Consider the following 12,733-nt stretch of genomic DNA (forward strand, 5'->3'; position numbering starts at 1 on the left):
GCCTATCTTCCGTTTTTGGAATCACCCTGATCGTTGGAATTCGAACCTTCACCAGGTTTTCCCAATGTGTTACGCATTTGAGTATCTGCTTCAATATTCTTCAGGTTCATGTAATCCATGACACCAATTTTACCACTACGCAGTGCTTCGGACATCGCCAAAGGTACTTGGGATTCGGATTCAACAACGCGCGCTCTCATTTCCACTACGCGTGCTTTCATCTCTTGCTCTTGGGCTACGGCCATTGCACGACGCTCTTCTGCTTTCGCTTGAGCGATTCGTTTGTCAGCTTCTGCTTGCTCTGTTTGCAAGAATGCACCAATGTTTTTACCTACATCAACGTCCGCAATATCAATGGACAGGATTTCAAAAGCAGTACCTGCATCCAGACCTTTGGACAATACCGTACGGGAGATCAGATCCGGATTTTCCAGGACGTCTTTGTGAGAATTGGAGGAACCGTTCGTACTTACGATACCTTCGCCGACACGGGCGATGATCGTTTCTTCACCAGCACCACCGACGAGACGGTCAATATTGGCACGAACCGTAACCCGTGCTCTAACTTTAACTTCAATACCATCTTTAGCTACCGCAGAGACAATTGGTGTTTCGATAACACGTGGGTTAACGCTCATTTGTACGGCTTGCAATACGTCACGACCTGCGAGGTCAATGGCAGCAGCACGTTCAAATTCGAGCGGAATGTTCGCACGTTGTGCAGCAATCAGAGCGTTTACAACACGGTCAACGTTACCACCTGCCAGGAAGTGACTCTCCAGTTGGTTCATTGAAAGTTTAAGACCCGCTTTAGTTGCTTTAATCATTGGATTTACGATACGGCTAGGCGTTACACGTCTCAGTCTCATCGCAACCAGTGTAATAATACTTACGCGTACGCCGGATGCAATCGCTGAAACCCAGAGCATAACCGGGAAAAAGCTGAAGAATACGCTCAATACGATAATACCTACTACCGCAATGAGCAAAATCGTAATCATAGGTGTGTCCATAGTTTAAATTCCTCCATTTGCAATTTGAATTTGTTAAAAATATTAGAAAAGACAATCATAAGTCCGCTGCTAAATTAAAGAATGCACCACCTCGCTGGCAGCTTCAGCTACGTGGTTATGTACATTGCCGAAGCGTTGATCCGCTTCGACAACAGAGCGAGTTACACCGGCAATGCTTGCTGAACCACAATCCGGGTACCTTCCGCTTTAATCACAATAATTGGTGTATCAATGGGAATGAAGTCTCCGTCGGTCACGACGTCAATTCGTTCCCCTTCAAACATCGCTGTTCCAGAAGGACGAAGCGGTGTCAGACTGATTCCTTGCAGACCCACCAGCTCTTTGCGTTCTGTCGCTGATGAATAACCACGATCCGCAGACATACTGTCACTCAGTATGAACCGATTCCAGATCCCTCGATCCTTAAAGATGATTGAGATGATCGCAATGACTACCAACGCTGCTCCAAAAGCGATACCCAGAGATACAAATGCGTCACTCGTATCATAAGCAGCCCTTACAACACCGGCCACAAGCGCAATCGATCCCAAAATCCCCAAAATACCGAAGCTCGGAATAAACATCTCCAGAATCATCATGATGAGTCCGACAGTAAATAGTACCCATGTCTCCGCTCCGGCAAATCCCGCAATGTAATTACCTGAGAAATATAAGACGAAACACACGATACCCACAATACCAGGAACTCCAAAACCAGGAACAATCAATTCAATGATCACACCCGCGATTCCGAGGAACAATAATACAGTCATGACAACAGGATTGGTCAGAAAAGATGAAATGTTCTCTGCTGTCGTCCGTTCTACCTTAAATACATCATCCTGACTGTAACCGAGCCAAGTTGCCGCTTCTTCCGGTGTGTTGCTGATGTGGTCGGCATAACCGACTTTCAGCGCTTCTTCAGCCGAGAGAGCAATAATTTCACCTTTTTGCTTGGTTTTATTGATCTCTGGCATCTCCACAACCATGTTAACATCCGTCATTCCAGCTGCAATTTTGCCATCACGGCCACTGATTTCAGCCGCTCCCTGCATTTTGCTCTTCCAGAATGCAACAAGCTTTGGATCATCAACATGTTTACCCGAACTGTCCACCATTGCCGCCGCACCAATCATACTGCCTGGTGACATTACGATCTTATCTGCATTCAGTGCCAGAAAACTTCCGGCTGAAGCAGCATCTCCACGGACAAATGCAACCGTCTCAATCGGACTGTCCTTAATTAGGGTACCCAATGCTTCCGCAGTGTCGACACGGCCTCCCGGCGTATTGATATCAAGAACGATCAGGCCAGCGTTCATCTTTTCCGCTTCCTTGAACCCGCGTTCCATGAACTTGCCAAGTCCCTGCTCGATTGGTTTATCAACCGGAATAATATATACGGCGCCACTCTTCTCAGCTGCATGCGCTGACGGTGATCCAATCCAGACAGGAAGCAGCAGCGTCAGCAGCATTAAGAGCATCAATGGCCCCGTAAGCTTCTTCCGGCGCTTTCCCTTCACAATAGTCCCCCCTTTTCCATTAATGTTATACTGTCCAGCTTATGGTATTTATTACGTGCAATGCAACATTTCGTTTCAAAATCTTAAAATTATATTTGAAAACAGGCTCAATTGCAAGAATATAAATCCATAATAATATATATTAACCATTAAAAAGAAAAACTCACCTGTCAAAAGGAAATCAAGCGGCTGTATAAGGAAAAAACACCCCCTGACAAGTCAGGAGGTGTTTATTGATTTGCTTTATTGCAGAAATTGTTGAACTGCTTGATTTACCAGTTTGCCGTCCGCTTTGCCTTTAACTTTCGGCATAAGGGCCGCCATGACTTTCCCCATCTCGGCTTTCGAAGAAGCACCGGTTTCCTGGATGGTCTGCTGTACAATAACTTTAATTTCTTCTTCGGAAAGCTGTGCGGGAAGGTACTGGATGAGTACTTCAATTTCCGCTTTTGCATTTGCCGCGAGGTCTTCACGGCCCGCTTTGTCAAATTCTTGGAGGGCATCTTTGCGCTGTTTGATTTCACGACTCAGGATATCAAGCACTTCGTTGTCATCCAAATCTCTTTTCAAATCTATTTCAAGATTCTTGATCGTCGAACGAATCAACCGAATGTTGGAGAGTCTGAACTTGTCCTTACTCTTCATCGCTTGCTTCATATCTTCGTTCAATCGTTCGCTAAGATTCATGTAGTTAAAATCCTCCTAAAACTTTCTCTTACGAGCAGCCTCGGACTTTTTCTTGCGCTTTACGCTTGGCTTCTCATAATGCTTACGTTTCTTCACCTCAGCCAATACGCCATCTTTAGCGATGGAGCGTTTAAAACGACGAAGTGCAGCATCAATAGTCTCGTTTTTGCGAACTTTAGTTTCAGACACCAGTTTTCCCTCCCTCCGACCAGACCGTCCAAGAGCAATAACACGGTTCATCATCTTTCATTATAGGCGAAAGGTAATAAAGGTGTCAACCTCAATGTAATGATCACTTATTTATATGAGCCATGTTCACATATTCATGGATTAAATGCATATGCATAATGACTCAATATTAGCACACGTTTGCATGTTTATTTGTGAGAATCAGACAAACTTGTCAACGCGCCAAGTCTTGTACCACCCAGCAAATGATAATGCAGATGATGAACGGTTTGTTCTCCATCCTTACCACAATTGTTGATTAAGCGATATCCTGTTTCCTCCACGCCAAGACGCTTGGCCGCCTCTTGAGCAGCCAGATGAATCTCGCCGATCAGAGGCAGATCTTCTGCAATCACTTCATTCATGGAAGCAATATGTTTCTTCGGAATGACGAGCACATGTGTCGGTGCTGCGGGCTGGATATCATGAAACACGATAACATGGTCATTCTCCAATACTTTATTGGAGGGAATGCTGCCCTCTACAATTTTGCAAAATAAGCAATCCATAGTTCATACCCTCCTTTGTAAACCAATGTATGTATTCCCTCTTATCATACTAGAAGTAAAAACCCACGTCCAATCTCTAGGCACATAGCCAGCAAGTCTAAACAAACTCTTCGTTCCTCTTCCTTTCATCGATCCATATCCAGGGCTTTCAGGTGAAGAAACAACTCAAGAAATTCATGGAAATCAGTCAAGTAAAGAGGTACAGAGTTGATGATTTAAAGCCATAAAATTCCATATTTTTCTTTTAAATTACACTTTTATAGTATATAATCCCCATTGATATAGTTGCTTTTATTCTTGGCAATCCAAGGAGGATATTAAGGTAATGGGTAGAGAGTTTGTGGCTTTATTTGACCAATGGTCAAATGATTATGATCAAACCGTGATGGGACATGACCAACAATATCAGGAAGTATTTGAGCATTATGAAGAAATCCTTCATACCGTGGTCTCAGAGGTGAGCGGAACAATTTTGGAATTTGGCGTAGGAACGGGAAATCTTACAGAAAAGTTGATAGCGGCAGGGCATAAAGTATACGGGGTTGAACCTTCACAAGGGATGATCCATCAGGTGCAGAAGCGGAATCTGAATTTCGAATTGTTTGAAGGAGACTTTCTGGAATTCCCTCCTCTACCTGAGCCAATCGATGCCATCGTGAGCACCTATGCTTTCCATCATTTAAACGATGCGGAGAAAGAACAGGCGATTTCAATATATGCCAAGCTACTCAGCCCTAATGGAAAAATCGTGTTTGCGGATACCATCTTTCAGGATCAGGAGAGTCGTCATCAGATCGAGGATGAGGTAGCTTCTCTAGGCTATACCGAACTGCTGACAGATCTACAGACCGAATACTATACGACAATGGATGTTTTACAAACCATTTTATCGAAATATGGTTTTATCACGCACTTTTCCCGATTAAACAAATATGTATGGTTAATGAACGCACAAAAGGAGATTGGTTAATTTGACCATTTATCAGCATGTACAGGAACTTATAGGCAATACGCCTCTACTTGAATTAACCCGTTATCCATTACCTGAAGGAATCCGTCTATTTGCCAAACTGGAATTCATGAATCCTGGAGGAAGTGTGAAAGACCGCATCGGCAAGTTTTTATTGGAGCAGGCCTTGGCAAGAGGAGACGTTAAGCCAGGTGGAACAGTCATTGAAGCTACCGCAGGCAATACAGGAATTGGTCTTGCGATGGCGGCTGTAGGCCTGAATTTAAAGGTCATTTTCACAGTACCTCAGAAGTTCAGCATCGAGAAGCAGCAATTGATGAAAGCTCTTGGAGCTACGGTCGTGAACACACCCACATCAGAAGGAATAACGGGTGCTATACGCAAGGCGGAATCGCTGGCGAAAGAAATACCGGGGTCGTATATCCCAGGTCAGTTCTCCAATCCGGATAACCCACTCGCACATTATGAACATCTGGGCCCTGAGATTTGGCGTGATTTGAACGGACAGGTGGATGTATATATCGCTGGAGCCGGGTCTGGCGGTACTTTTATGGGAGGATCCCGCTATTTGAAGGAGCAAAACCCGTTAATCAAAACATGTATCGTCGAACCTGAGGGTTCGATTCTCGCAGGAGGTCCCTCGGGACCACATCGTACAGAAGGAATAGGCGTCGAAACATTATCTTCTTTTATGGATGTAAGTTACTTTGATGCCATTCATACGATCTCAGATGAAGATGCCTTTGAGCGGGTGAAGGATCTAGCCCTATTGGAAGGCTTACTGGTAGGAAGCTCATCAGGTGCAGCTATGCAAGCCGCATTAAACGAAGCCGGCCACGCAGCTACCGGAAGTAACATCGTCGTTATTTTCCCGGATAGCAGCGAACGGTATTTAAGCCAAAATATCTATCATGGAGGACAATAACATGAGACCAAAAACAAAGCTGATTCATGCAGGAATTGTTGGTGATCCACACACCGGAGCAGTGAGTGTCCCTATCTATCAAGTAAGCACGTATGAGCAAGAATCGGTTGGTGTACACAAGGGATACGAGTATTCACGTACTGGCAACCCTACCCGTCATGCGTTGGAAGAAGTCATTAAAGAGCTGGAGAATGGCGTTCGCGGTTTTGCTTTTAGTTCGGGAATGGCTGCAATTCATGCTGTACTGTCTCTGCTGAAAACAGGAGATCACGTCATTCTGACGGATGATGTATACGGCGGGACTTACCGCATTTTCACCAAGGTGCTGAATCGTCTGGGGATCGAGTCTACCTTTGTAGATACCACCTCACTAAAGGCACTGGAGCAAGCTTTGCAATCCAATACGAAGGCCATTTATGTAGAAACACCTACCAATCCGTTACTGAAGGTCACCGATATTGCTGCTGTAGCGAAATGGTCGAAACAACATGAATTGCTGTTCATTGTGGACAACACGTTTAGTACGCCTTATTGGCAGACCCCGCTGGCTCTGGGGGCAGATATTGTACTGCATTCTGCAACGAAATATATCGGCGGTCATAGCGATGTTGTGGCAGGACTTGCGGTTGTCAACAGCGAGCAGCTTGGAGAAGACCTGCATTTTATTCAAAATGCCATTGGCGCTGTTCTGGGACCCATGGATTCATGGTTGCTAATGCGAGGTCTAAAAACATTGGGACTACGGATGGAAGCGCAAGAACGCAATACAGAGCAGATTGTGACATTTTTGAATCAGCATCCGACCGTGAGCAAGGTGTATTATCCTGGGTTGCCCGACCATCCGCAGCACAAGCTGGCTTCCACGCAAGCGAGAGGATATGGCGGTATGGTTTCCTTTGATGTAGGCAGCGCTGAAAAAGTAGATGAGGTGTTAAGCAAAGTCCGTTATTTCACATTGGCTGAAAGTCTGGGCGCGGTGGAAAGTTTAATTTCTGTCCCTGCCCGAATGACACATGCTTCCATTCCCTATGAACGTCGGCAAGAATTGGGGATTACGGATGGTTTGATTCGTATCTCCATTGGGATCGAGGATGTTGAAGATTTACTTGATGATTTGAAATCTGCATTAAGTTAAGGGCATTTTGAATGAGGCCATACTGGCTATCAATCGATTCTTACACTCACAGGTTCAAAAAAGGTCATGCCTTACAGAAGTTCGCTTCTGCACAGGCATGACCTTTTGGATGTTCGGTATGTTGCCACTTGTATTACAATGACTGTCGCAATACATCAGGCTGGACTCCATATGTGATAAGACCGCTATATTTCATACTCTACAGTATCCATGAATGAAACATATCCATCCTCAACTTGTTCTTTTCAGAGATTTTATAAGATGCATGAGAATGAATCACTGTCGTTATACCTGATTTTCTAATTTCAATAGTAAGGTAAAAGGGTTAACGCCGTAAGCGCAAATAACGGGAGCACCAGTCGGTTAAAACGTCTACGACCATAACCATAATACGGATAAGGTGTAGGGTAGCCGTAACCTGGATAAAATCCACGAGTATGACCTATCGGATAGTTCGCCCCAGGCATTGCATTTGGAGCCCAGTTCGCATGATTCACCATAGCTTCTGGTCCAACGGGAACCGCCAGATAAATCATTTCATCATCCACATTTTCCATAATGCCATCATAGTGCATGCCATCATTCATCTGTACGCATACATAACGGTGCATGTGTTCCTTACATATTTTCTTCGCTTCCACCTTTTCCACTTGCCAACGCCTCCTCGATTCTGCTCTTGATCACCTTTTCATGGTATTCAGGACTGGGCGAATTGACACTACGGGAAGAAAGCAAAAAAAAGAAGCACCCCGTGAGCGGCTTCCTTGGAAGGCTGCTGCGCGGACATCTATTCAGGAAACGTCCTGATCAGATGTCCGCCGGGGTACTTAAAACAAGTTTGTCGGCTTAACTGTAGTATAACAGCGGGATGAACCTGTATCTGTGATGTAACTCACTCCGCTATGTTATAAAAGCAAGAAAAGAAATATTTTTACAAAAATATTCGGTAATAGTACGTGTTCAAAAAGGGCGGTATGTTGATGATGCCGCTATGCACCCTTCGTAATCAAAAGCGGACTTTTTGAACAATCTCTAATATTCAGTTGCTTGGACTATAAGAGGCGCTTCTATCATTTATATTACTTACACGTTGCCCTCTACAGGGTCTCCAAGACCACCCGTGAGCCGTTTCCAGCTTCACCTGCCGGGATCACCACAAGCTTGCGTGGCAAGCGTGCGCGCAGTTCAGGCACGTGACTGATTACACCGACAGCCAATCGGTCGTCATGCAGTTTTTCCAGCGACGTAATGACGGTATCCAACAATTCCGGGTCAAGTGTACCAAACCCTTCATCCAGGAAGAAGAATTGAAGCGGGTACTGACCTCGCAGCTGAATCTGGGCCGACAGTGCCAAAGCCAGTGACAATGAGGTCAAAAACGTCTCGCCACCGGACAACGTCGATACCGGTCGTTTGACTCCCCCGTTAGCATCATCACAGATCACAAAACCACCACCAGAGTCTACCTCCAGTGAATAGCGTTGTTTGGTCAGGAAGCGCAGACGCTGAGATGCCGCGTGACTAACCTGCATCAGTTGTTCTTCGGCAATATACTCGACAAAAGCATTGCCTCTGAACGCGGATTGCAGTTTGCTGAGCAGCTCACCTTGACGGCTTACCTCCACCCGCTTGTTCTCCAGTTCGGTCCAGCGAACATGTCGCTGCTCCACATCCTCCAGATCACGTTCAGCGCGTGCTTTGGCACGAAGGGCAGCTTCATCCTCAATCCGAACCTGCTGCAAACGTTCGGTACAGGCTAACCACTGTTCCTCCGATACGACTGCACCACCCAGCTTCTGTTCCAGTTCACGCAATTGGGATACCAGTTCACGCTCACGTTCACGGTGCTGCTGGATCTCGCCTGCCAGTTGTTCTGCTTCCTGTGATGGAATCGCCGCGGACACAACGGCATCATCCGAGTCAAACGGGGATTTTTCCAGCAATTGCTCCCACCGTTCCTGTGCCTGTTGCAGATGTTCTGTTGCCGAGGCGGCTGCCTGCTGAGCCATGACATCTTTCTTGGCTGATTCCTGCTTCAGATTATCCGCTTGTTTGAAGCGTTGTGCCGAGTCCGCAGCTGCTTTTCGCAGTCCATCCAGACGAGCCTGAGCCGCAGCAATCAGATCTTCTACCCGCTGCTCTCCAACCCACTGGCGCAAGCGTTCTTCCTTCTCGGCCAGCTGTTTGCTATTGCCCTGCCACTGCGTTTGCCACTGGATCAGTTGTTTGTCCAATTCCACCAGCTTCTGCTGGAGAGATTGAATGATCTGATCTTTTTCCTCTAGGAACGTCACGCTTTTGTTCAGACGTTCCTTGATGTCTTCGGCGCGCGCATCGCGCTCCTGCATCGCCTGATAGAGGGCCTTGGCCTCCTCCTGAGCGATGCCCGGCAGTTCTGTGGCCCAGCGGCCCTGCAAGGCAGCCGCTGCGGCCTCGCTCTCGGCCAGCTTGCGCTCCGCCTGGGCGAGCCCGGCACGGCCGGCCTCTTGCGCAGCTGCCGCTTCCATGCGGCGCTGCTGCGCGCCCACAGCCGCCTGCTGCAACGCGGCGGCTTCGGCCTGAAGCGGCGCTGCTGCCGCAGCCAGCGCCTGCGCGGCTTCGCGCAGCGCAGCGGCACGCGATGCCCAGCCTGCCGGGGAGCGCCCGTGTTCGGGCGCCCCGGCGGGCTCGGTCTCCGCTGCCGCAGGCGCGGCCTCGGCTGCGGCAGGAGCTTCGCCGGCCGCAGCGCCAAGCTGCGTCAGCAGGCTGCGACGTTCGTGCAGCTGCTGGCGCAGCCCAAAGCGCAGCTCCTGCAGCTCCGCGTGCAGGCTGCGCAGCAGTTCCAGGTCCGCATCGCCTGCGTGCGGACCTTCTCCCGGCGGCGCAGCCGGGAGTGGGTGATGCGGCGAGCCGCACACCGGGCATGGCTCGCCGTCACGCAGTTCGGCACGCAAGGCGGAGGACAGCCGGTGCAGCTCCTGCTCACGCATCGTGCCACGCAGCTGTTCCTCCGCAAGGGCCAGCAGGCTCTGTTCGCGGCTGATGTCCTGCTCACAGGCAAGCAAGGCCTCAAGACCTGCTGACGCCTGTTCTACCAGATGCTGACGCTGATCACTCAGGCGTTTTTCTTCCTCAGCCGCCGCCTTCAGCTTGTCGGCTCCCTGTTCTGCCGACTGCTTATAGGCTTGCATGTCAGCCTTGTTTTGCTGCAGCTGCTCCGCGGCAGTATCCACACGATGCTTCAGTTCAAGCGCAGCCTGCAGCTGTCTGCGCTCCTCTGACTTCACTTCATTTGGCTTGAGGCTCTCCTGTAGTTCCTCACGCCGTTTGCGTCCACGCTGTTGCAATTCCTTTTCTTTCTCAAGCTGCTGTCCCAGCGCAGTCTGTTCGCCCTGACCCTGTTCCAGCAGCTGCGCGAGGCGCGAGCAATCGGCTTGAAGTCCGTCCCGTTCCCGTTGCAGCTCTTTCGCTTGTTCCAGTTGTTCGAGGCGCAACAGCAGTTTCGGTTCTTCCTCGGCCATTTGCGAACGTGCCGTCTCGGCCTTCTCCGCTTCCTGAACAGCCAGACGCTCATGTTCCAATGCTTGCTGATGAGCTGTCTCGGCGGTATCCTGCCGCTGCTTCTGCGTAGACTTGGCGTCTCGAACCGTCTGCAACGCAGGCAGTATTGCATCTGCCGCAACGGATTTTTTCAACCGTTGTTCGCCTGCCTCAACCTGTGGTTCCAGTGCTTTCAGCTTCTGCTGTTCATCCGTACGGGCCTGCCGTTCGTTACTTAGCTCACGGATTTTACCCAGCTGTTCGACTTCCTTCGTAGCTTCATCCAGCGCTTTGCGAGACAATTCAGACTGTTGAACTGCGGTTTGGAGAATACGTTTGGTTTCTGCCAGTGTCTCTTTGCTGGCATTACCAAGTCCCTGTTGCTCTGCAGCAAGAGATTGGTGAACCATATCGTTATCCTTGACCCGCCGACTTAATTTGATGGCCAACTGGTCCCCATACTTCTCCAGATGGAACAATCGTTGCAGCATCTGGCGGCGTTCACTGCCTTTGAGTGACAAAAACTCGGCAAACTTCCCTTGCGGAAGCACCACTGCACGTGTAAAATCATCCATCTTCAAACCGATCACATCTTCAACGCAGCGATTCACATCTGCCAATTTGTCGGCAAGTACCTGTTCTTCGCCATTGACCGTCTCTATGAATTTGCTGATCGTGTTACTCACCGACACTTCATTATTCCGTTTGAAACGTCGCTCTACGCGAAACCTTCGAGTGCCCTCCGCTGACATCAGTTCGAATGTAAAAGCAACCGACAGCGAATCTTCTGCATGATTCATAATTCCTTGTGTACCGTTCACCGCACGTTCTACTTTTCCGTACATGGCGAGTGTGATGGCATCGAGCAAGGAAGATTTACCACTGCCCGTAGGACCGAAAATACCGAATAGACCCGTCTCCGTCAGCACGGTAAAATCAATTTCCTGCATCTCCCGATAACTTTGCAGTCCGGCAACTTTTAATAAAATGGGCTTCATCTTTCCTCGACCTCCTCACGCACACCCGGCTCGTCTTCATCCACAAGTTCCAGGAAAAGCTGTACCAGGCTGTCTTCAGGTTGTGCACCACCCGTCTGGCGCTGATAGAATTTACGGAACAGTTCGTGTACAGGTAGCTCGGATCGTTGCTCCAAAAGCCCTGCTGCAGCCATCTCGGGGTACACGGGGCGAATGTGAATAATACCCTCATGTGATTTTCGCAGCTGCTGAATCTCCTTCAGCGACATCGCCTCGTCAAGCCACACTTCCATATCGATAAAAGCCTGCGGATCACGTCCCTCGTCCAGCCAGCGATATACTTCTGCGAGACCACCCCGCGCCTGCCAACGCACAAGCGGACGCCCAGACGTTAACAAAACTTCCTCTACCTGTGCCACTCCGCCCGGTGCCAGATCAACCATCGTGACAGACTTGCTCTGCCCTGCTTCCGAGAAGCTGTAGGCCAAGGGAGAGCCGCTATATCGAATCACACCGTCTCCTTTGACAGCCTGTGCACGATGAAGATGCCCAAGCGCTGTGTATTGCGCACCAGTCGATAAAGAAGAAGGGTCTACCGTGTATGCCCCACCGATCTGAATCGGACGTTCCGAATCACTCTCAAGTCCACCGAGCACATAGATGTGACTCATGGCCAAGTTCACGGTATCCGGGCGGAAAGAAGCTGCCAAACGCTGCATTAACATGCCCACCCGGTGACTGTATGCCTGACGAAGCACATTTTCGTCCCCATCTGTAGTCAGCAATTCATTCAATCTCGCTTCAGAAGGATAAGGTAATGCGGCTATCTGTGCAGTTTCTCCGGTGCGCTTCGCATGGATGGTTACCGCTTCTGAAGTCGGCATCCCTACGAGTGTAATGCCCTGCCTGTTCACCAGTGGAGTTACAGAAGCCACTCGCTCTGGCTGATCATGATTCCCCGCAATCACCACGAGAGGTCTTCCATGCTCCGTCAGACGTGCTGCCGCTTCATAAAAAAGTTGTTCCGCCGCTGCGGGAGGATTCACGGAATCATACACATCTCCGGCCATCAATATGGCATCCGCCTGCTGCTCATCAGCCACCCTGACGAGTTCATCAACGAAATCTTCCTGTTCACGCAATCGGCTTCGTCCTTCCAGTGTTTTCCCCAAATGCCAGTCCCCTGTATGCAAAATACGCATTGTCCGTTCCACCCCTCTCCCATTTGATATACATGGTTTTGAATT

General features: G+C 48.9%; 11 protein-coding genes. 3 read left to right on the plus strand and 8 right to left on the minus strand.

Annotated features, from left to right (window positions below; translation table 11 throughout):
• Window positions 1-2 precede the first annotated feature (2 nt).
• The 5 genes from floA to PAHA3_RS15525 all read right to left on the minus strand — a co-directional run bounded on the left by floA (window position 3) and on the right by PAHA3_RS15525 (window position 3,960).
• A complete protein-coding gene (gene floA, locus PAHA3_RS15505; RefSeq protein WP_062835502.1) occupies window positions 3-1,013 on the minus strand; it encodes a flotillin-like protein FloA in 1,011 nt (336 codons plus the stop codon).
• A gap of 161 nt (window positions 1,014-1,174) precedes the next feature.
• A complete protein-coding gene (locus tag PAHA3_RS15510) occupies window positions 1,175-2,497 on the minus strand; it encodes an NfeD family protein (RefSeq protein ID WP_062836129.1) in 1,323 nt (440 codons plus the stop codon).
• A 282-nt stretch (window positions 2,498-2,779) separates the two neighbouring features.
• The gene (locus PAHA3_RS15515; RefSeq protein WP_062835503.1) at window positions 2,780-3,223 is read right to left on the minus strand and encodes a GatB/YqeY domain-containing protein; all 444 of its coding nucleotides are present in this window, start codon (window positions 3,221-3,223) and stop codon (window positions 2,780-2,782) included.
• A gap of 15 nt (window positions 3,224-3,238) precedes the next feature.
• Window positions 3,239-3,412, minus strand: a complete 174-nt coding sequence (rpsU, locus tag PAHA3_RS15520) for a 30S ribosomal protein S21 (RefSeq protein WP_005547957.1) — start codon at window positions 3,410-3,412, stop codon at window positions 3,239-3,241.
• Window positions 3,413-3,600: 188 nt separating this feature from the next.
• Entirely contained in the window at window positions 3,601-3,960 is a 360-nt protein-coding gene (locus tag PAHA3_RS15525) for a histidine triad nucleotide-binding protein (protein ID WP_062835504.1), read from the minus strand.
• Between the two features lie 325 nt (window positions 3,961-4,285).
• Here PAHA3_RS15525 and PAHA3_RS15530 point away from each other — a divergent pair, with 325 nt between their 5' ends.
• The 3 genes from PAHA3_RS15530 to PAHA3_RS15540 are packed head-to-tail and all read left to right on the plus strand — an operon-like array spanning window position 4,286 to window position 6,990.
• A complete protein-coding gene (locus PAHA3_RS15530; protein WP_062835505.1) occupies window positions 4,286-4,930 on the plus strand; it encodes a class I SAM-dependent DNA methyltransferase in 645 nt (214 codons plus the stop codon).
• A gap of 1 nt (window position 4,931) precedes the next feature.
• Complete coding sequence (locus tag PAHA3_RS15535) at window positions 4,932-5,855, plus strand: PLP-dependent cysteine synthase family protein (RefSeq protein ID WP_062835506.1); 924 nt, start codon at window positions 4,932-4,934, stop codon at window positions 5,853-5,855.
• 1 nt (window position 5,856) lies between these two features.
• Complete coding sequence (locus tag PAHA3_RS15540) at window positions 5,857-6,990, plus strand: bifunctional cystathionine gamma-lyase/homocysteine desulfhydrase (protein WP_062835507.1); 1,134 nt, start codon at window positions 5,857-5,859, stop codon at window positions 6,988-6,990.
• A 305-nt stretch (window positions 6,991-7,295) separates the two neighbouring features.
• Here PAHA3_RS15540 and PAHA3_RS15545 read toward each other — a convergent pair whose 3' ends face one another.
• From PAHA3_RS15545 to PAHA3_RS15555, 3 genes are all read right to left on the minus strand, one after another.
• Entirely contained in the window at window positions 7,296-7,640 is a 345-nt protein-coding gene (locus PAHA3_RS15545) for a hypothetical protein (protein ID WP_036674796.1), read from the minus strand.
• 447 nt (window positions 7,641-8,087) lie between these two features.
• Complete coding sequence (locus PAHA3_RS15550) at window positions 8,088-11,507, minus strand: SbcC/MukB-like Walker B domain-containing protein (RefSeq protein ID WP_062835508.1); 3,420 nt, start codon at window positions 11,505-11,507, stop codon at window positions 8,088-8,090.
• A complete protein-coding gene (locus PAHA3_RS15555) occupies window positions 11,504-12,688 on the minus strand; it encodes an exonuclease SbcCD subunit D (protein ID WP_062835509.1) in 1,185 nt (394 codons plus the stop codon). Before PAHA3_RS15555 ends, PAHA3_RS15550 begins: the two co-directional genes overlap by 4 nt.
• Between the last annotated feature and the right edge of the window lie 45 nt (window positions 12,689-12,733).

This window comes from Paenibacillus amylolyticus (assembly GCF_001570725.1).
In the GTDB taxonomy this organism is placed as follows: domain Bacteria; phylum Bacillota; class Bacilli; order Paenibacillales; family Paenibacillaceae; genus Paenibacillus; species Paenibacillus amylolyticus_A.